This window comes from Crossiella sp. CA198 (assembly GCF_052078295.1).
Lineage (GTDB): Bacteria > Actinomycetota > Actinomycetes > Mycobacteriales > Pseudonocardiaceae > Crossiella.
Genome location: NZ_JBQJIM010000011.1, coordinates 64,590 through 82,211, shown reverse-complemented (window position 1 = coordinate 82,211; position 17,622 = coordinate 64,590). Strand labels below are relative to the sequence as shown.

The window sequence follows — 17,622 nt, the reverse complement described above, 5'->3', positions numbered from 1 at the left end:
AGCTCCTGACTCAGCGGTTGGCCGGGGTCTCGTCCAGGAACACCTTGGTGACGACCCGGCCATCCGCGGTCAGGTAGCCGTGCAGCATGCCCGGCGTGCTGTGCGGCGCGTCGAACTCGCCCGCCCGGTTGAGCGCGATCACGCCGCCGGTGCCGCCGAGCGCGGGCAGCCGCTTGACCACCACCTCGAAGGCGGACTCGGCCAGTGAACGCCGCCCGAACTCAACCAGGTTCGAGATGGTGCCCGCGGCCGAGCCCCGGATGAACACCTCACCGGCGCCGGTCGCGCTGATCGCGGCGGTGTCGTTGCGCGCGTAGGTGCCCGCGCCGATCACCGGCGAGTCGCCGATCCGGCCGGTCATCTTGTTGTTCAGCCCGCCGGTGGAGGTCGCCGCGGCCAGGTCGCGGGCCCGGTCCAGGGCGACCGCGCCGACCGTGCCGTGTGCTTGGGGGTCGGCCAGGTCGCGGGTGGCCGGGTTCTTGGCCTTCATCAGCGAGTCCCAGCGGGCCTGGGTCCAGTAGTAGTCCTGGGTGACCGTGGGCAGGCCATTGCGGGCGGCGAAATCGTCCGCGCCCTCCCCGGACAGCAGCACGTGCTTGGACTTCTCCATCACCAGGCGGGCCGCGGAGATCGGGTTGCGCACGCTGCGCACCCCGGCGACCGCCCCGGCGGCCAGGTCCTTCCCGCGCATGATCGAGGCGTCCAGCTCGTGCCCGGCGTCCTCGGTGAACACCGCGCCCTTGCCCGCGTTGAACAACGGGTTGTCTTCCAGGACCTTCACCGCGGCCTCCACCGCGTCCACGCTGTTCCCCTTGTCCCGCAACACTTTCTGCCCGGCCCGCAAGGCCGCGGTCAGGCCGTCCCGGTAGGCGCGCTCCACCTCGGGGCTGGTGTCCTTGCGGACCAGGCCGCCGCCCGCGCCGCCGTGCACGGCCAGCACCACGTTCCGCGCGTCCGGGGCCGGTCCGCGCGCGTCCACCTCGGCGGGTTCGGGCGCGGGCGGCTCGGGCAGGGCGCTGCTCTGCGGGCCGACCAGCAGCAGGGCGGCGGCGGTCAGCAGCACGATGGTTCGTCCTCGCATGACGAAGTCCCTCCTAGACAGACTGTGCGTCCTGCCTAGGGCGAGCGGGCAGGCGGCGCCACCGGCCGATAGGCCAGAATGTCTGACCATGAGCCAGCCGCGGGTAGTCGTGCACGCCAGTCCGGACCTGCTCGCCGCGGCGGTCGCCGCCCGCCTGGTCACCGCCCTGGTCGACGCCCAGGCCGGTCAGGGCGCCGCCAGTCTGGTGCTCACCGGCGGCCGCACCGGCAACGCGGTCCTGGAACACGTGCGCGACCTGCCGGCCCGCGACGCCGTCGACTGGAGCCGGGTGGACCTGTACTGGGGCGACGAGCGTTTCCTGCCCGCGGGCCACCCGGACCGCAACGAGACCCAGGCCAGGACCGCCCTGCTGGACCACATCCCCCTGGACTCCGCCCGGGTGCACGCGATGGAACCCAGCGACGGCCGCTTCGGCGACAACCCGGACGCCGCCGCCGAGGCCTACGCCGAGATCCTGGCCAAGAACGCGGTGCCCTACGGCGCGGTGCCCGCCTTCGACGTGTGCCTGCTCGGCGTCGGCGAGGAGGGCCACACGGCGTCGATTTTCCCGGATTCCCCCGCCGTGCAGGAGGCCAGCCGCACCGTGGTCGCGGTCCGCGACTGCCCCAAGCCCCCGCCCACCCGGATCAGCCTCACCCTGCCCGCGATCCGGACTTCCCGCGAGGTGTGGCTGATGACCACCGGCGACGGCAAAGCGGGCCCGGTGGCGCAGGCCCTGGCCGAGGGCGACGAGGTGGCGATCCCGGCGGCCGGGGCCCGGGGCACGGAGCGCACGCTGTGGCTGCTGGACCCGGCCGCCGCCGCCCAGATGCCCGCCGGATTCCTGCCGCCGAAGGTCTGACCCGGGCTGTCGCCCAGCCACCACCCGCTGATCCGGCACCGCCGCCGACCGATCGGCTTCGCCACCCGGCATCCGCCCGCCAGTCCGCCGCGCAGACCCGCTTCGCCACCCGGCGACCACCCGTCGGCCAGCAGCGCCGCGCCGACCCGCGATGCCAGGCCCGCCAGCGCCGCCCGCCGCCGTCCCGGTCCGCTCAGCCTTGGCGCTGCCTCGGCACCACCAGCCGCAGCCAGGCCCGCGGCGCCAGCAACTCGGCCGGGCTGTCGATGTTCTCCCGCCCGGCCGCCCGCAGCAGCACCCGCCGCCCGGCCTCCTCGGCCACCGAGGGCGGCACCACCAGCAACCGCAACCCGCCCCCGGCCCGCCCCAGCACCAGGACCATCGCCGGGTCCAGGGTCGCCGACCGCCGCAGCACCACCGGCCAGCCGCCGGCGAGCACCCGCCGCGGCGCGGGCCGGAACGCCTCCGGGTTGAACACCACCCGCCCGATCGGCCCCAGCCGCACCGCGAGCAGTTCCAGCAACGGCGGCAACTCCACGGCCAGGCACCCCGTATGCGGCCACCAGCCGCCGTCCAGGAGACCCACCGCCGATTCCCGCGGCTTGAGCCGGAGCCGGAGCGCACGCCGGGCGGCGCTGGGGGTGAGCGGGGAATGGTGACTCAGGTCCGAGCGCATGCCGGTGGTCCCGTCTCCGGCCGCGGCGCGCGGCCGGTGTCGGTGTACGCCGGAAACGGCGCCGGCTCGGTTGCCGGCGCGCGCGACGTCCCCGCCAGCCCCGACCCTACGCCCCAGAGCACCCCAGGAACCGGCCGTGACAGGGTTGTCCTCATGCGATACCCGGGCGCGCATCCCGACCACGAACAGCGGTTCCGCCGTTTCCCGCGGCTGGCCTACGTCACCATCATCGTCAGCCGGGTGCTCGCCGGCGTCCTCGGCCTGGCCCTGCTCGCCCTGTGCGCGCTGACCTTCCGCGCCGAACCCGCCCCGGCGCACGGCCGCGCCACCCTGGCCGAACCCTGCGCCTCCGGGGTCTGCGCGGTCACCGTGACCTGGGATGACCGCGGCGCCGAACGCGCACTGCTGAGCGTGACCCGCGCCGAACGCGACCAGGCCGCCCAGGGCATCGAGGTGTGGGGCCGCAAGCCTTTCCCCGGGTTCTGGGGCCGTACCGAACTCGCCACCGCCCCGCCCGCGCCGCGGGGTCCGCGGTGGGGGCTGCGGATCGCCTTCTTGGTGATCGGCGGGCTGCTGCTGGCGCTGGGCGGCTCGCGCCGGTTCGGGCCCGCGCTGGCCCGGCGGATCAACCCGGCCGGGTGGCGGCGGGCGCGGCGGTTCTACGGGCGAGACCAGCGGTGACCCGGTCCGTGTGGACCGGGTCACCAGAGCACAGTGGGAGTTACTTCTCCCACCAGCCCTTCTTCTCGTTCTCCTCGATGTTCTCCGGGTTGAAGTCGTCTTTCGCCCAGGTCTTGCCGCCCTCCAGGCCCACCTTGATCGGGGCCTGCCACAGGTATTCCTTGCCTGCCTCCGCGCCGACTCGTTTGCCATAGTCGGCGGCCTGCCCGTAGTCGTCCTTCAGCCCGTCCAGCCTGGGTATCTGGTCGCCCCGGTTGCCTCTGAGTCCGCGCAGCATGCTCTGGTTGGTCTTGCTCACGCTCTTGGACAGGTCGAACCCACTGCGGCTGTATTTGCCGAGGCCGCCGAGGCCCTTGATCTTGCTGGCCGCCTTGGCCATGTTCTGGATCATGGTGGAGAGCACCCGGTTCACGCCCGAGCACAGGCGCAGGAACTTGGTGAAGTACTTCATGATCTTCGAGACGGCCATGCCGACCCTGGCGATCACCCAGGACACCCCGGCCGCGATCGAGGCGCCGAAGGTGAAGAAGGCGGTCAGGCCGGCCGCGACCATGGCCTTGATGATCTCGGCGACCACGATGGAGATGGTGTCGCGGACGATCGCGCGCACGATCGCCATCGCCTCGCCCAGGCCGCCCGCGGCCTCCGAGGTGGCCTTGGCTTCGGCGCTGATGGCCAGCAGGCTGTCGTTGACGATGGTCATCTGCTCGCTGAAGGCCTGCTGCGCGTCGCCGCTCCAGCCGCCGATCTGCGCGTTCAGCTCGGTGCGGGTGTCGGTGGCCAGGTCGGTGAGGTCCTTGGACACGTTGTGCCAGGCCAGCACGCCCTTCTTGACCTCGCCGTCGTCACCGCTGATGTAGTCCAGGCATTCCTTGAGCGGGCCGATGTGCTCCATGGCCCAGCCGATGCCCGCCTCCAGCAGCGAGCCGAAGGGGTCCATGGCCACGCCGACCGCGTCGAAGGCCAGTCCGGCCGCGGACGCGCCCGCCTCCGGGAACTCGCCCTGCACCAGCGCCGAGACCGTCTCCGCGGTGCTGCCGATGGCGCCCGAGCCGTCCAGGGACTTGGTCGCGCCGTCGAAGTTGGGAAACCACTCCATGGGTCAGTTCACTTCTTCCCGTCGAAGGAGTCGCGCACCGCGTCCTCCGCGTCCTGGTAGGTCAGCGCGGCGTCCTTGAGCGATTTCGCCACGTCCTGCAGGCCCTGCGCGCCGTCCTCGATCTTCGCCCTGGCCTCGCTGGCCTGCTTGTTGAGGTCTCCGGCGAACCGCATGCCGATGATCCCGTAGGCCTCCTGGCCGAGCTGGATGTTCGCCGCGTTGCCCGCTTGCCTGGACAGGCCTTCGCCGATGCGCGCGAGGGTGGCGGCGTACCGCTCCAGCTCCGCGCTCTTGGTGGTGAACTTGTCAGCCGTCATAACCCACTTCCCCAGTGCTCGCCCTGCCTGCCGTCGGTCCTCGATCCCGTTAGCGCAGGATCGGGCCGCCGAAGTCGTCCTCGTCGTCATCCCCGCCCGGCCGCCGCCGCGGTTGCTGGGACGGGCGCGGCGGGGTGTTCGGTTCCGGCCGTTGCTGGCCCGGTTGGGTCGCGGCGTCCTCGTCCTCGGCGGGCGGCAGGTAGCCGCGCAGCATGGCCATGGTCTGGGTGGCGTCGCCGAACAGCGGTGTTACCACCTCCTCCAGCTGCCTGCCCGCCTGCGCCTGGGCCTGCTGGGCGAGCTGCACCAGCAGCTGGCCGAGGTTGCGCAGCGAGGCGTCCACCAGCGAGGGGTGGATCTGCACGTCCTTGAGTGACCCGTTGACGTGCACCTCGACGCTGATTTTCCCGTCAGGGGTGCTGGCGCGCCCGCTGAGCTGTTGCAGCTCACCGGAAACGGCGTCCACCGCCGCCAGCCGGGCACGGTTCTCGCGTTCCATGCGCGCTACCCACGCTTCGGGGTCCACAAACATTCACCTTTCACTCGCCCCCCTGCCTTGCCCTCCCCCGGTCAGACTGGGCAGGCGGCCTACCGGTTCCCTCGGACGGCCGTAACTGTGTGGCAATTTCCCGGACACCGCCACCGGATGTAGTGGTCTGTACCATTTCGGCGGTCAACGGCGGGCTTGACTGGACCGTTCGATGGCCGGACACATGGTTCAAAGTTGTCAAACTGATGACACGCCCACGTTCGGAGCAACGATCCCGTCGAGCGGCCGAACTGGGAACACGCTGCGTAGTCACGACTGACTCGGTCAATCTGACAAGTTTTGACAACCCCGCAGGCTGTCTGGGGAGTCAGTTGCAGCAGGATCATGACAAGCTGGACAGACTTGTCAACTGGCCCTGTTTTTTGGCAGCAGGCTGCCGTACGGTGGGGTCGATCGGACGGGTGACTCGGAGGTGCTGCTCTGGTCACGAAGAGCTTGTCCGGGCTCGGCTTGCGTCAGGCCGCCCCTGGGACAAACGTGAGCATGGAGACCCGCGGCGACCGCGGGCCGGACGGGCTGCGCTGCCTGCGGCGCACACTGACCGACCTGGCCCTGATCGCCCTGGCGGGACTGGATGTCGTGGTCAACACGACACCCTCGACGCACTACACGTTCCTGCTGCCGGTGCTGGCCTGTCTGGCACTGCTGTTCCGCAGGGAGTTCCCGCGCACCGCGCTGCTGCTGACCATTCCCGGCCTGGTGGTGGGTTTCACCGTGCTGGCTGCGATGGTGGCGCTGTACTCGGTGGCGCGGGCACGTCGCCTGGACTGGCAGCTCATCGGCTGCGGGCTGCTGGCCTTCGGCGGTTGCCTGACCCTGGGCCCGATGCAGTTGTTCCCGGATGTCGCCGTGCACGAGGCGTTCCTGCGCGCGCTGTACGCGGCGTTGCTGGCTGGCGCGCCGATCGCGGTGGGCCAGCTGGTGCGGGCCCGCTGCGAGCTGACCGGCAGGCTCACCGAACTGGCTGCCGGGCGGGAACGGCAGCAGAAGCTGCACGACCACGCGGTGCGCGCCGAGGAGCGGACCCGGCTGGCCCGCGAGATGCACGACGTGGTCTCGCACCAGGTCACGCTGATCGCGATCCAGGCAGGCGCGCTGCAGGTGGTGGCCGAGGACCCGGATTCCCGGGAGATCGCGCTGACCATCCGCAGGCTGTCCAACCGCACCCTGGAGGAACTGCGCAACCTGGTCGGCCTGCTGCGCTCCTCCACCCTGGACTGCGAGGCGGCCCAGCCGACCCTGGCGGACGTGCCGGAACTGGTCGCCGACAGCGGCCTGCCGACCACGCTGACCATGGGCCCGATGCCGGGTCCGGTGTCCCCGCAGCTGGGCTGCGCGGTGTACCGGACCGTGCAGGAGGCGCTGACCAACATCGGCAAACACGCCTCGGGCGCGCCGGTCACGGTGCACCTGGGCCTGGCGGGCGGCAGCCTGCACGTGGAGGTGCGCAACGCGTGCCCGCGTGGTTCGGACGGTCTCGCGCCGCTGCCGCCTGGCGGGCACGGGCTGATGGGCCTGCGCGAGCGGGCGGCGATGCTCGGTGGCACGCTCACCGCGCAGCCGACCGAGGACGGCGGGTACGTGGTGCACGCCAGTTTCCCGCTCACCGCGGAGAACCTGGCCGCACCGGCCCCCGCTGGCCCGGTTCCGGTCTCCTCCCCTGCTGCTCCGGCGGACGGCCCCGCGCCGTCGGCCCCGGTCACCGCGGCTCCGGCGCCCCTGCCGGTCACCGCCCGGCGGAGCACCCATTCCGCCGCGACCGGGCAGTCCGCGCTGGCCTCGGCCGAGCACCTGGCGATGCTGCGCCATCCCCGGCCGCGGGAACCCAGTCCAGCGGAACTGCACCTGTCAGCACAGTGACAACGGGGGCAGGGATTCCTGCCTCGCGGTGACAAGCCCAGGTCAGGGCGGTCCGATGGCACGCGGTCGGCTCATGCTTGGGCCCATGACCGACGTCCTGTCCCCCGGATCGCACCTGATCGAGGTCGGCGGCATCCGCCTGCGCTACCACGTGGCGGGCGCGGGCCCGCTCTGCCTGGTGCACTCCGGCGGACCCGGCATCCACTGGGAGTACCTGCGGATGCCCGAGCTGGAGCGCCACCTGACCGTGGTCTACCTGGAGCCGGTGGGCACCGGCCGGAGCGACCTGCTGCCCGGCGGCCGGTACACCGTGCGCCGCTACGCCGAATTCGTCGACGGCGTGATCGATCACCTGGGCGGCCCCGAGGTGTACTTCCTCGGCCATTCGCACGGCGCCTTCGTCGGCCTGCAATACGCCCTGGACCACCCGGAACGCCTGACCGGGCTGATCCTCTACGACGGCGCCCCCACCATGAACACCCCCGACTTCGACGCGGAGGTCGCCCAGGGCGTCCAGGCCCACCTGGCCGCCCATCCCGGCGACCGCTACACCGAGCGCGCCGCCGCGGCCTTCGGCCAGACCGCCATCACCGACGACGCCTCCTTCCGCGCCTACCTGGCCGCCATCCTGCCGCTGTACTTCGCCGACTACCCGGCCATCGACCTCTCCGGCTGGCTGGACACCCTGGACGCCACGCACGACCCGGACCGCCGCCCGGAGACCTGGGACGTGCGCGATGACCTGGATGTCATCCACACCCCGACCCTGGTCCTGGTGGGCAGGCACGATTTCATCTGCGGCCCGCGCTGGGCCAGGGAGCTGGCCGCCGGCATCCCCACCGCGCACCTGGTGCTGCTGGAGCACAGCGGCCACTTCGGGCACCTGGAGGAACCGGTCGCGTTCTTCGGCGCGGTGGCCGCCTTCACCGGGTCGGCTCAGCGGGTTTCCGCGATCACCCAGTCCAGGTAGCCCGGGGATCCGGCGACGATGGGGGTGGCGATGAGTTCGGGTTCCTCGTAGCTGTGCCGGGCCCGCAGTTCGGCGAGCAGGGCGTCCAGGCGGTCGGCGCTGGTCTTGCACTCCAGGCGCCATTCGGGGTCGGACTGGATGGCGCCGTGCCAGCGGTAGACGCTGGTGACGGGCAGGATCTGCACGCAGGCCGCCAGCCGGGCCTCGACCACGGCGGCGGCCAGGGCGTGCGCGGCCCCGGGGGTGTCCAGGGTGGTGGTGACGATCAGGTGCTCGGCCATGGCAGGCACGGTACCGAGCCCGGGACGGCAGACGGCCCGGAGGCGGGCGGCCTCCGGGCCGGTCGTCTTACTGACCCCTGCCACCGGCCGCTTCCGACATCGCGGCCTGCTTCGAACCGGCCGTGCCCCACACGGCCGTACCACAAGTCGTGCTGCTTCTCAGGCCGAGTGTCAGGCCTCGCCGCGCTGGGCCCGCAGCCGCGCTAGGGCTTCCTCCAGGATCGCCTGGCCGTCGGCGTCGGAGCGGCGCTCCTTCACGTAGGCCAGGTGAGTCTTGTAGGGCTCGTTGCGCGGCGCGGCCGGAGGCGCCTGCTCGTTGCGACCTGCCGGGAGCCCGCAGCGCGGGCAGTCCCAGCTCTCCGGTACCTCGGCCTCCAAGGCGAAGGACGGCCGGACCTCGTGCCCGTTGGCACAGAAGTAGGCCACCCGTTGCCTCGGCGCCGATTCACCTCGTTCGGACTCGCCCATCGGGCCAGCACCGACTCGGGTGCCGCGGATCGCGTTACCGCCAGCCATCGACCCTCACTTCCCCCGTCATGTATTTGCCCCTGGTGCCTGTGTTCACTTGTCAAGTCCGGATCCGGACTGTCAACCGTTGGAACGGCCGAGGCCCGGATCCGGTTCCCTCAGCTCAGGTTGCCGCTGCTGGGGCGAGCTTCATCAACAGGCCGACACCGATGATGGAGATCAACCAGACCGCGCCGAAGAACAGCGTGAGCCGGTCCAGGTTCTTCTCCACCACACTTGAGCCGGACAGGCTCGACTGCATGCCGCCGCCGAAGAGCGAGGAAAGCCCGCCGCCCCGGCCACGGTGCAGCAGCACCAGGAGCACCAGCACCACGCTGGCCACGATCAACACAATCTGAAGAGTCAGCTTCATCTCATCCTCGCCGTACCGCGGTAGACGTCACAGAGTACCGGTAAGGGCGGCCGACTTGGACCGCCCTCCGGATCATTGCCGTACGTAATGGCGATTGCACTACGTAATGGCCAGGTCACGGCCTTACGGCAGCGGACCGCCGGCGGCGAGGGCGCAGAGTTTCGCGAACTCCTCCGCGTCCAGGCTGGCCCCGCCGACCAGGGCGCCGTCGATGTCCTCCTGCTTGATCAGTTCGGCGATGTTGCCGGACTTGACCGAGCCGCCGTAGAGCACCCGCACCGAGGCCGCCACCTCGGGCCCGTACTTCTCCGCGAGCTTGGCCCGGATCGCCCCGCACACCTCCTGGGCGTCGGCCGCGCTGGCCACCCGCCCGGTGCCGATGGCCCACACCGGCTCGTAGGCCACCACGACCTGCTGGACCTGCTCGGCCTTGAGGCCCTTGAGGCCGGCGATGAGCTGGTCAGTGGTGTACTCCACGTGCGTGCCCGCCTCGCGGATCTCCAGCTTCTCGCCGATGCAGAAGATCGGCGCGACACCGTGCTTGAGCGCCGCGCGGACCTTCTTGTTGACCAGGTCGTCGGTCTCGCCGTGGATCTCCCGGCGCTCGGAGTGGCCCACGACCACCCAGGCACAGCCGAGCTTGGCCAGCATCGGACCCGAGATGTCCCCGGTGTAGGCGCCGGAGTCCGACGGCGAGAGGTCCTGCGCACCATAGGTGAGCAGCAGCTTGTCGCCGTCCTTGAGGGTCTGGATGCTGCGGATGTCCACGAACGGCGGCAGCACCGCCACATCGACCTTGTCGTAGTACTTGTCCGGCAGGGAGAACGCGAACTTCTGGACCAGCGCGATGGCTTCCAGGTGGTTCAGGTTCATCTTCCAGTTGCCGGCGATGAACGGCTTGCGCGCCATCAGTCCTCCAGGACGGAAACGCCGGGGAGTTCCTTGCCCTCAAGGAATTCCAGGGATGCTCCACCACCGGTGGAGATGTGCGAGAAACCGTCCTCCGGCAGGCCGAGCAGGCGCACCGCGGCCGCGGAGTCGCCGCCGCCGACGACGGTGAACGCCGAGGAGCCGACCAGGGCCTGGGCCACCGCGCGGGTGCCGCCCGCGTACTCGGCGACCTCGAAGACGCCCATCGGCCCGTTCCAGAACACGGTCTGGGCGTCGGCGAGCTTGGCGGCGAAGAGCGCTTCGGTGTCCGGGCCGATGTCCAGGCCCATCCGCCCGGCCGGGATGCCGTCCACCGGCACCACCACGGGGGCGGGCTGGGTGGCGGCGCCGAAGTCCGGGAACCGTTCGGCGGTGGCCACGTCGACCGGCAGCACCAGTTCCACGCCGCGCTCGGCCGCCTCCTTGAGGAAGCCGCGCACGGTGTCGAGCTGGTCCTCCTGCAGCAGCGAGTCGCCGACCTCGTGGCCCTGGGCCTTGAGGAAGGTGTAGGCCATGCCGCCGCCGATGAGCAGCCGGTCCACCTTGGCCAGCAGGTTGGCGATCACGCCGAGCTTGTCCGAGACCTTGGACCCGCCGAGCACGACCACGTAGGGCCGCGCGGTGTCGGTGGTGAGCTTGCGCAGCACCTCGACCTCGGCCAGCACCAGGCCGCCCGCGTAGTGCGGCAGCAGCTTGGCCACGTCGTAGACCGAGGCCTGCTTGCGGTGCACCACACCGAAACCGTCGGAGACGAACGCGCCGTCGGCGCCGAGCAGCGCGGCGAGTTCGGCGGCGAAGGCGGCCCGCTCGGTCTCGTCCTTGCTGGTCTCCCGCGCCTCGAAGCGCACGTTCTCCAGCAGCGCCACCTGGCCGTCGGTCAGCCCGTCCACAGTGGACTTGGCGGACGGGCCGGTCACGTCGGCGGCCAGGGCCACCTCAGCGCCGAGCAGCTCGCCCAGCCGGGCCGCGACCGGGGCGAGGGAGAACTTGGGGTCGGGCTCGCCCTTGGGGCGGCCCAGGTGTGCCGCGACGAGCACGCGGGCCCCGGCCTCGGTCAGCTGCCGCAGGGTGGGCAGCGAGGCGCGGACCCGGCCGTCGTCGGTGATGACGGAGCCGTCCAGAGGAACGTTGAGGTCGGCGCGCACCAGCACGCGCCGACCGGCAACACCCTCGGCGAGCAGATCTGCCAGGGTCTTCACAGTTGTCTCTCCGTCAGAGCTTCGAGGCGACCAGCGCGGTCAGGTCGACCAGGCGGTTGGAGTAGCCCCACTCGTTGTCGTACCAGCCGACGACCTTGACCTGGTTGCCGATGACCTTGGTCAGCGGCGCGTCGAAGATGCAGGACGCCGGGTCGGTGACGATGTCGGAGGAGACGATCGGGTCGGTGTTGTAGCGCAGGATGCCCTTGAGCGGGCCGTCGGCCGCCGCCTTGACCGCGGCGTTGACCTCCTCGACGGAGGTCTCCCTGCCCACCACGACGGTGAGGTCGGTGGCCGAGCCGGTGGGCACCGGCACGCGCAGCGCGTAGCCGTCCAGCTTGCCCTTCAGCTCCGGCAGCACCAGGCCGATGGCCTTGGCCGCGCCGGTGCCGGTGGGCACGATGTTCAGCGCGGCGGCGCGGGCCCGGCGCAGGTCCGAGTGCGGGGCGTCCTGCAGGTTCTGGTCCTGCGTGTAGGCGTGGATGGTGGTCATCAGGCCCTTTTCGATCCCGAAGGTGTCGTTGAGGACCTTGGCCATCGGCGCCAGGCAGTTGGTGGTGCAGGAGGCGTTGGAGATGATGCTCTGCGACCCGTCGTAGAGGTGGTCGTTGGCGCCGAGCACGACGGTCAGGTCCTCGCCCTTGGCCGGGGCGGAGATGATGACCTTCTTGGCGCCACCCTCGTCGATGTGCTTGCGCGCGGCATCGGCGTTGGTGAAGAACCCGGTGGACTCGACGACGACGTCGACACCCAGGTCCTTCCACGGCAGCTTGCCGGGGTCGCGCTCGGCGAGGGCCTTGATGACCTTGCCGTTGACCGAGATGCCCTCATCGGTCACCCGCACCTCGGCGTCGAGACGGCCCAGGATCGTGTCGTACTTGAGCAGGTGCGCCATCGTGGCCACGTCACCCAGGTCGTTGAAGGCCACGATCTCGATGTCCCGGCCACTGGCGGCCAGGGCACGCCAGAAGTTGCGGCCGATCCGACCAAAGCCGTTCACACCCACGCGAACCGTCACGGTGCGTCTCCTCGAAGTTCGTCCCGGCCGTCCAAGACCGGGCGCTAACCGGCGTTTGCGCATTCACCCTAGCGGGCGGGAATGTCGCTGGTCACGGCCACCCGGGGAACTGGCTTGATCGAGACAGAGACACAGCCCACGCCAAGATTCACCCACACTGCCGCCCGCCACTACCGGCGCGGACCGCCACCCAGCATGAGTTGGGCCAACCGGTACGCCCGGTTGGCCCAAATGGGCGTACCGGTTGGGCCAACTCGACCGAGGTTTGCTCAGGCGTCGAGCATGTCCGCGGTGACGACGCTCTCGGTGTCGCCGACGCCGAGTTCGCGGGCCTTCTTGTCGGCCATCGCCAGGAGACGCCTTATGCGGCCTGCCACCGCGTCCTTGGTCATCGGGGGTTCGGCGAGCTGGCCCAGCTCCTCCAGGGACGCCTGACGGTGTGCCAGGCGCAGTGCGCCCGCGGCGACCAGGTGGTCGGGGACGTCGGCGCCGAGGATGTCCAGGGCGCGTTCGACCCTGGCGGCGGCGGCGACGGCGGCGCGGGCGGAGCGGCGCAGGTTGGCGTCGTCGAAGTTGGCCAGCCGGTTGGCGGTGGCCCTGACCTCGCGGCGCATCCGGCGTTCCTCCCAGGCCAGCACGCTGGAGTGCGCGCCGAGCCGGGTGAGCAGCGCGCCGATGGCGTCGCCGTCGCGGACCACGACCCGGTCGGCGCCGCGCACCTCGCGGGATTTGGCCTGGATGCCCATCCGCCGGGCCGCGCCGACCAGGGCCAGGGCCGCTTCGGGGCCGGGGCAGGTGACTTCCAGGGCGGAGGAGCGGCCGGGTTCGGTGAGCGAGCCGTGTGCGAGGAAGGCGCCCCGCCAGGCGGCCTCGGAGTCGCAGGTGCCGCCGCTGACCACGTGCGCGGGCAGGCCACGCACCGGACGGCCCCTGGGATCCAGGAGGCCGGTCTGGCGGGCCAGGCCGTCGCCGTCCTTGACCACCCGGACCACGTACCGGGTGCCCTTGCGCAGCCCCCCCGAGGTGATCACGTGCACGTCGCTGATGTGCCCGAACAGTTCCTGGATCTCCTTGCGCAGCCTGCGCGCGGCCGACCCGGTGTCGATCTCGGCCTCCACCACGACGCGGCCTGCCACGATGTGCAGGCCGCCGGCGAAACGCAGCAGCGAGGACACCTCGGCCCGGCGGCAGCAGGTCTTGGTGACAGCGAGACGGCTCAGCTCGTCCTTGACCGACGCGGTCATCGCCATGGCTGGCCCTCCTTGAGTGCGCCGGATCCCGGTCCGCGCGGACCGGGGATCTCGGCTAGTGCTTCGTGCAGACTCACCGCGAGCGCGGCCGGATCGTGCCGGTCCGGGGCGCCGTGGTGGCAGATCTTGCGCAGGGTGGTGACCGCGCCGAGCGCGGCGGCGGCCCGGCGCAACCGGTCCGGGGTGGACACCGAGTCGACGTCGGCGACCACCGCGTCCACCCGCAGCCGCGGCGCGTGCTCGGCCAGCACATGCAGGTGCTGTTCCGGGGAGAAGCCCTCGGTCTCCCCCGGCTGCGGCACCAGGTTGAGCACGACGACCTTGCGCGCGGCGGTGTCGACCAGGGCTTCGTGCAGTTCGGGCACGAGCAGGTGCGGCAGCACGCTGGTGAACCAGGAGCCGGGTCCGAGCAGCACCACGTCGGCCTCGGTGACCGCGGTGACGGCCTCCTCGCAGGCCTTGGGCGCCTCGGCCCCTGGCGCGGCGCCTTGCAGCCGGACTCGCTGGACCCGGCCGGGGGTGCTGGCCACGGCGACCTGGCCGCGGATCCGGCGCACCGATTTCGGGTCGTCGTCGAGACCGACCACATCGGCCTCGATGTCCAGCGGCACCCGGCTCATCGGCAGCACCCGTCCACGCACTCCCAACAGTTTGCGCACCTCGTCCAGCACCGCCACCGGATCGCCGAGGACTTCCAGGAGCCCGGCCAGTACGAGGTTGCCCACCGCGTGCCCGGCCAGCGCGCCCGATCCGCCGAAGCGGTGCTGGAACACGTCCGTCCACAGTAGACGATCTTCGTCCGGGTCCGCCAGCGCGGTCAGCGCCTTGCGCAGGTCGCCCGGTGGCAGCAGGCCCAGTTCCCGGCGCAGCCGCCCGGAGGAGCCGCCGTCGTCGGCCACCGTGACCACGGCGGTGACGTCGTCGGTCAGCCGCTTGAGCGCGGACAGCGTGGCCTGCAGGCCGTGGCCGCCGCCCAGTGCCACGGCCCGCATCGGCCTGCCCGGATTTCCGTTGGGTACCAGCGTCACTCCCGCCCCAGGTCCCGGTGCACGACCTTGACCGCCATCCCGTCCTCCTTGGCCAGCAACCCGGCGAGCTGCTCGGAGATCGCCACACTGCGGTGCTTACCACCCGTGCAGCCGATCGCCAGGGTCAGGTACCGCTTGCCTTCGCGGCGGTACCCGGCGCCGATGAGCCGCAGCAGCTCGTGGTAGCGCTCCAGGAACTCCTCCGCGCCCTCCTGGGAGAGCACGTAGTTGCGCACCGCCTCGTCCAGGCCGGTGAAGTCGCGCAGTTCCGGGATCCAGAACGGGTTGGGCAGGAACCGCACGTCCATCACCAGGTCGGCGTCCATCGGCAGGCCGTACTTGTAGCCGAAGGACAGCACGGTCACCCTGGTGCTGGCCGAGGTCTCGGTGCCGAAGGCGTCCTCGATCTTGGCGCGCAACTGGTGCACGGACAGGGCCGAGGTGTCCAGCACCAGGTCTGCCTCCTCCCGCAACGGAGTGAGCAGCCTACGCTCGTTGGCGATGCCGTCGGAGAGCCGCCCGTCGCCCTGCAGCGGGTGGCCGCGCCGGACGTGCTCGAAGCGGCGGATCAGCACCGCGTCGGTGGCTTCCAGGAACAGCACCTTGGGCTTGTAGCCGCGGGCGTCCAGGTCCTTGATCACCGCGGCCAGGTCGTCGGTGAACGCGCGGCTGCGCACGTCCATCACCACCGCGACCCGGGAGATGACGCCCTGGGCCTGGGCGCCCAGTTCGACCATGGTGGCGACCAGTTCCGGCGGCAGGTTGTCCACCACGAACCAGCCCAGGTCCTCCAGGCATTTGGCGGCGGTGCTGCGGCCGGCCCCGGACAGGCCGGTCACCACCGCCACCTCGACGCCGGTCTTCTCCTCGGTCACCCGTCCTCCTGCCGTCCCGGGACCGGTTCGGTCACCGTGGTTGTCTTCTGCGTGGCCTTGTTCTCCGTGCCCTGCAACGCCGCCAGCACGGCCAGCGCGGTCTGCCTGCCCACCCCCGGCACCTCGGTGAGCGCCTCGACGGTGGCGGCGCGGAGCTTGCGCACCGAGCCGAAGTGCTTGAGCAGCGCGGCCTTGCGGGATTCGCCGAGCCCTGGCACCTCGTCCAGGGCCGAGGTGGTCATCCGCTTGGACCGCTTCTGCCGGTGGTAGCGGATGGCGAAGTCGTGAGCCTTGTCCCGAATCTCCTGCAACAGGTACATCGCCGCGCTGTTACGGGCCAGGATCACCGGATCGGGGTCGGCGGGCAGCCAGACCTCCTCCAGGCGTTTGGCGATGCCGATCACCGCGACATCGCTGATCTCCAGCTGGGTCAGCACCTCGGCGGCGGCGTTGACCTGCGGCGCGCCGCCGTCGATGACGAGCAGGTTGGGCGGGTAGGCGAAGCGGCGCGGTCGTCCGGTGGTGGGATCGATGCCGGGCCTGGCCTCGGTCTCGGCGTCGACCTCGCCGGTGGCCGGTGCGGTGCGGGCGATCTCCTCGACGTCGGCGCGGTGCCGGGCGAAGCGGCGGCGCACCACCTCGGCGATGGAGCCGACGTCGCCGCCGACATCGCCGGTCTCGGCGTCGCCCTTGATGGCGAAGTGCCGGAACTCGGATTTGCGGGCCAGGCCGTCCTCGAAGACCACCAGCGAGGCCACCACGTCGGTGCCCTGGATGTGGCTGACGTCCACGCATTCGATCCGCAGCGGCGCGGTCTCCAGGCCGAGCGCGTCCTGGAGTTCTTGCAGGGCAAGGGATCGGGCCGTGAGGTCGCCGGAGCGGCGGAGTTTGAACTGGGTGAATGCCTCGGCCGCGTTGCGGGCCACGGTCTCGGCCAGCGCGCGTTTGTCCCCGCGCTGGGGCACCCGCAGCTGCACCCGGGAGCCGCGCAGTCCGGACAGCCAGTCGGTGACCGCTTCGGCATCCGGGGGCAGTTCGGGCACCAGGACCTCGCGCGGCACCGCCTCGGCCGCCCCGCCGCCGTCGGCCGCCTCGCCGAGTTCGTCCTGTTCGCCGTAGAACTGGGTGAGGAACTGCTCGACCAGGCCGGGGGTGTCGACCTCCTCGACCTTGTCGATGACCCAGCCGCGCTGGCCGCGGACCCGGCCGCCGCGCACGTGGAAGACCTGCACGGCGGCGGCGAGTTCGTCCTGGGCGAAGGCGATCACGTCCGCGTCGGTGCCGTCGCCGAGCACCACGGCCTGTTTCTCCATGGCCCGGCGCAGCGCGTCCAGGTCATCGCGCAGCCGGGCGGCCTTCTCGAACTCCAGTTCCTCGGCGGCGGCCTGCATTTGTTTCTCCAGGCGGCGCATCATGGTGTCGGTGCGGCCGGAGAAGAAGTCGCAGAAGTCCTCGACGATCTCCCGGTGTTCCTCGGCGCTGACCTTGCCGACGCAGGGCGCGGCGCATTTGTCGATGTAGCCGAGCAGGCAGGGGCGGCCGATCTGACTGTGCCGCTTGAACAGTCCGCTGGTGCAGGTGCGCGCGGGGAAGACCCGCAGCAGCAGGTCGATGGTCTCGCGCAGGGCCCAGGCGTGCGAGTACGGGCCGAAGTAGCGCACGCCCTTGCGCCGCGGGCCGCGGTAGACCTGGAGCCGCGGGAATTCCTCGCCGACGGTGACCGCGAGCATCGGGTAGGACTTGTCGTCCCGGTAGCGCACGTTGAACCGCGGGTCGAACTCCTTGATCCAGGAGTACTCCAGTTGCAGCGCCTCGACCTCGGAGGACACCACGGTCCACTCCACCGAGGCGGCGGTGGTGACCATCTGCCGGGTGCGCGGGTGCAGGCCTGCCAGGTCGGCGAAGTAGGAGGAGAGCCGGCTGCGCAGGCTCTTGGCCTTGCCGACGTAGATGACCCGTCCGGTGCCGTCGCGGAACTTGTACACGCCGAAGGAGTCCGGGATGGTTCCGGGCGCTGGACGATAGGTGGACGGATCGGGCACGCCGTAAGCCTACGGCGACACAC

General features: G+C 71.2%; 19 protein-coding genes. 4 read left to right on the top strand and 15 right to left on the bottom strand.

Annotation, left to right across the window (positions count from 1 at the left end):
* Window positions 1-10: 10 nt before the first annotated feature.
* Window positions 11-1,081, bottom strand: coding sequence for an isoaspartyl peptidase/L-asparaginase family protein (locus ACTOWY_RS19525; RefSeq protein ID WP_441311073.1), 1,071 nt, complete (start codon window positions 1,079-1,081; stop codon window positions 11-13).
* A gap of 88 nt (window positions 1,082-1,169) precedes the next feature.
* Between ACTOWY_RS19525 and pgl the strand changes: the two genes are divergently transcribed.
* Entirely contained in the window at window positions 1,170-1,943 is a 774-nt protein-coding gene (gene pgl, locus ACTOWY_RS19520) for a 6-phosphogluconolactonase (protein ID WP_441311072.1), read from the top strand.
* 193 nt (window positions 1,944-2,136) lie between these two features.
* On the opposite strand, the gene ACTOWY_RS19515 is transcribed toward pgl, so the two are convergent.
* On the bottom strand, window positions 2,137-2,619 hold the full coding sequence (locus ACTOWY_RS19515; RefSeq protein WP_441311071.1) for a DUF5994 family protein: 483 nt from the start codon (window positions 2,617-2,619) through the stop codon (window positions 2,137-2,139).
* 153 nt (window positions 2,620-2,772) lie between these two features.
* On the opposite strand from ACTOWY_RS19515, the gene ACTOWY_RS19510 reads away from it, so the two are divergent.
* Window positions 2,773-3,300: a hypothetical protein gene (locus ACTOWY_RS19510; protein WP_441311070.1), complete on the top strand. Its 528-nt coding sequence runs from the start codon at window positions 2,773-2,775 to the stop codon at window positions 3,298-3,300.
* Window positions 3,301-3,340: 40 nt separating this feature from the next.
* Here ACTOWY_RS19510 and ACTOWY_RS19505 read toward each other — a convergent pair whose 3' ends face one another.
* From ACTOWY_RS19505 to ACTOWY_RS19495, 3 genes are read right to left on the bottom strand one after another with little or no spacing between them, the layout of a single operon-like run.
* Window positions 3,341-4,399: a WXG100 family type VII secretion target gene (locus ACTOWY_RS19505; RefSeq protein WP_441311069.1), complete on the bottom strand. Its 1,059-nt coding sequence runs from the start codon at window positions 4,397-4,399 to the stop codon at window positions 3,341-3,343.
* 8 nt (window positions 4,400-4,407) lie between these two features.
* On the bottom strand, window positions 4,408-4,716 hold the full coding sequence (locus ACTOWY_RS19500) for a type VII secretion target (protein WP_441311068.1): 309 nt from the start codon (window positions 4,714-4,716) through the stop codon (window positions 4,408-4,410).
* Window positions 4,717-4,765: 49 nt separating this feature from the next.
* Window positions 4,766-5,215 (bottom strand): YbaB/EbfC family nucleoid-associated protein, encoded by a 450-nt coding sequence (locus ACTOWY_RS19495; RefSeq protein WP_441311067.1) that lies wholly within the window; start codon window positions 5,213-5,215, stop codon window positions 4,766-4,768.
* A 534-nt stretch (window positions 5,216-5,749) separates the two neighbouring features.
* Between ACTOWY_RS19495 and ACTOWY_RS19490 the strand changes: the two genes are divergently transcribed.
* Window positions 5,750-7,126 (top strand): sensor histidine kinase, encoded by a 1,377-nt coding sequence (locus tag ACTOWY_RS19490; RefSeq protein WP_441311276.1) that lies wholly within the window; start codon window positions 5,750-5,752, stop codon window positions 7,124-7,126.
* Between the two features lie 85 nt (window positions 7,127-7,211).
* Window positions 7,212-8,096 (top strand): alpha/beta fold hydrolase, encoded by an 885-nt coding sequence (locus tag ACTOWY_RS19485; RefSeq protein ID WP_441311066.1) that lies wholly within the window; start codon window positions 7,212-7,214, stop codon window positions 8,094-8,096.
* Here ACTOWY_RS19485 and cutA read toward each other — a convergent pair.
* The 10 genes from cutA to uvrC all read right to left on the bottom strand — a co-directional run bounded on the left by cutA (window position 8,063) and on the right by uvrC (window position 17,599).
* The gene (cutA, locus tag ACTOWY_RS19480; protein ID WP_441311065.1) at window positions 8,063-8,377 is read right to left on the bottom strand and encodes a divalent-cation tolerance protein CutA; all 315 of its coding nucleotides are present in this window, start codon (window positions 8,375-8,377) and stop codon (window positions 8,063-8,065) included. The genes ACTOWY_RS19485 and cutA overlap by 34 nt on opposite strands.
* A gap of 171 nt (window positions 8,378-8,548) precedes the next feature.
* Window positions 8,549-8,893, bottom strand: a complete 345-nt coding sequence (locus ACTOWY_RS19475; RefSeq protein ID WP_185003602.1) for an RNA polymerase-binding protein RbpA — start codon at window positions 8,891-8,893, stop codon at window positions 8,549-8,551.
* A 115-nt stretch (window positions 8,894-9,008) separates the two neighbouring features.
* Window positions 9,009-9,257, bottom strand: a complete 249-nt coding sequence (secG, locus tag ACTOWY_RS19470; protein WP_185003601.1) for a preprotein translocase subunit SecG — start codon at window positions 9,255-9,257, stop codon at window positions 9,009-9,011.
* Between the two features lie 123 nt (window positions 9,258-9,380).
* Window positions 9,381-10,166 (bottom strand): triose-phosphate isomerase, encoded by a 786-nt coding sequence (tpiA, locus tag ACTOWY_RS19465; RefSeq protein WP_441311064.1) that lies wholly within the window; start codon window positions 10,164-10,166, stop codon window positions 9,381-9,383.
* On the bottom strand, window positions 10,166-11,386 hold the full coding sequence (locus ACTOWY_RS19460; RefSeq protein ID WP_441311063.1) for a phosphoglycerate kinase: 1,221 nt from the start codon (window positions 11,384-11,386) through the stop codon (window positions 10,166-10,168). Before ACTOWY_RS19460 ends, tpiA begins: the two co-directional genes overlap by 1 nt.
* 13 nt (window positions 11,387-11,399) lie before the next feature.
* Complete coding sequence (gap, locus tag ACTOWY_RS19455; protein ID WP_441311062.1) at window positions 11,400-12,404, bottom strand: type I glyceraldehyde-3-phosphate dehydrogenase; 1,005 nt, start codon at window positions 12,402-12,404, stop codon at window positions 11,400-11,402.
* A gap of 269 nt (window positions 12,405-12,673) precedes the next feature.
* Window positions 12,674-13,654: a DNA-binding protein WhiA gene (gene whiA, locus ACTOWY_RS19450; protein ID WP_247762810.1), complete on the bottom strand. Its 981-nt coding sequence runs from the start codon at window positions 13,652-13,654 to the stop codon at window positions 12,674-12,676.
* Complete coding sequence (locus ACTOWY_RS19445) at window positions 13,645-14,646, bottom strand: gluconeogenesis factor YvcK family protein (protein ID WP_441311275.1); 1,002 nt, start codon at window positions 14,644-14,646, stop codon at window positions 13,645-13,647. The genes whiA and ACTOWY_RS19445 overlap by 10 nt, the downstream gene beginning before the upstream one ends.
* Before the next feature lie 32 nt (window positions 14,647-14,678).
* Window positions 14,679-15,557 carry an RNase adapter RapZ gene (gene rapZ / locus ACTOWY_RS19440; protein WP_247762803.1) on the bottom strand — a complete coding sequence of 293 codons (879 nt, stop codon included), beginning with the start codon at window positions 15,555-15,557 and terminating at the stop codon, window positions 14,679-14,681.
* Window positions 15,554-17,599 carry an excinuclease ABC subunit UvrC gene (gene uvrC / locus ACTOWY_RS19435; RefSeq protein ID WP_441311061.1) on the bottom strand — a complete coding sequence of 682 codons (2,046 nt, stop codon included), beginning with the start codon at window positions 17,597-17,599 and terminating at the stop codon, window positions 15,554-15,556. Before uvrC ends, rapZ begins: the two co-directional genes overlap by 4 nt.
* Window positions 17,600-17,622 lie beyond the last annotated feature (23 nt).

Bases quoted from the DNA above. Each gene is read 5' to 3' on its own strand.
- ACTOWY_RS19525 (WP_441311073.1), bottom strand. From the start codon at position 1,081: ATGCGAGGACGAACCATCGTGCTGCTGACCGCCGCCGCCCTGCTGCTG.
- pgl (WP_441311072.1), top strand. From the start codon at position 1,170: ATGAGCCAGCCGCGGGTAGTCGTGCACGCCAGTCCGGACCTGCTCGCC.
- ACTOWY_RS19515 (WP_441311071.1), bottom strand. From the start codon at position 2,619: ATGCGCTCGGACCTGAGTCACCATTCCCCGCTCACCCCCAGCGCCGCC.
- ACTOWY_RS19510 (WP_441311070.1), top strand. From the start codon at position 2,773: ATGCGATACCCGGGCGCGCATCCCGACCACGAACAGCGGTTCCGCCGT.
- ACTOWY_RS19505 (WP_441311069.1), bottom strand. From the start codon at position 4,399: ATGGAGTGGTTTCCCAACTTCGACGGCGCGACCAAGTCCCTGGACGGC.
- ACTOWY_RS19500 (WP_441311068.1), bottom strand. From the start codon at position 4,716: ATGACGGCTGACAAGTTCACCACCAAGAGCGCGGAGCTGGAGCGGTAC.
- ACTOWY_RS19495 (WP_441311067.1), bottom strand. From the start codon at position 5,215: ATGGAACGCGAGAACCGTGCCCGGCTGGCGGCGGTGGACGCCGTTTCC.
- ACTOWY_RS19490 (WP_441311276.1), top strand. From the start codon at position 5,750: ATGGAGACCCGCGGCGACCGCGGGCCGGACGGGCTGCGCTGCCTGCGG.
- ACTOWY_RS19485 (WP_441311066.1), top strand. From the start codon at position 7,212: ATGACCGACGTCCTGTCCCCCGGATCGCACCTGATCGAGGTCGGCGGC.
- cutA (WP_441311065.1), bottom strand. From the start codon at position 8,377: ATGGCCGAGCACCTGATCGTCACCACCACCCTGGACACCCCCGGGGCC.
- ACTOWY_RS19475 (WP_185003602.1), bottom strand. From the start codon at position 8,893: ATGGCTGGCGGTAACGCGATCCGCGGCACCCGAGTCGGTGCTGGCCCG.
- secG (WP_185003601.1), bottom strand. From the start codon at position 9,257: ATGAAGCTGACTCTTCAGATTGTGTTGATCGTGGCCAGCGTGGTGCTG.
- tpiA (WP_441311064.1), bottom strand. From the start codon at position 10,166: ATGGCGCGCAAGCCGTTCATCGCCGGCAACTGGAAGATGAACCTGAAC.
- whiA (WP_247762810.1), bottom strand. From the start codon at position 13,654: ATGGCGATGACCGCGTCGGTCAAGGACGAGCTGAGCCGTCTCGCTGTC.
- ACTOWY_RS19445 (WP_441311275.1), bottom strand. From the start codon at position 14,646: ATGCGGGCCGTGGCACTGGGCGGCGGCCACGGCCTGCAGGCCACGCTG.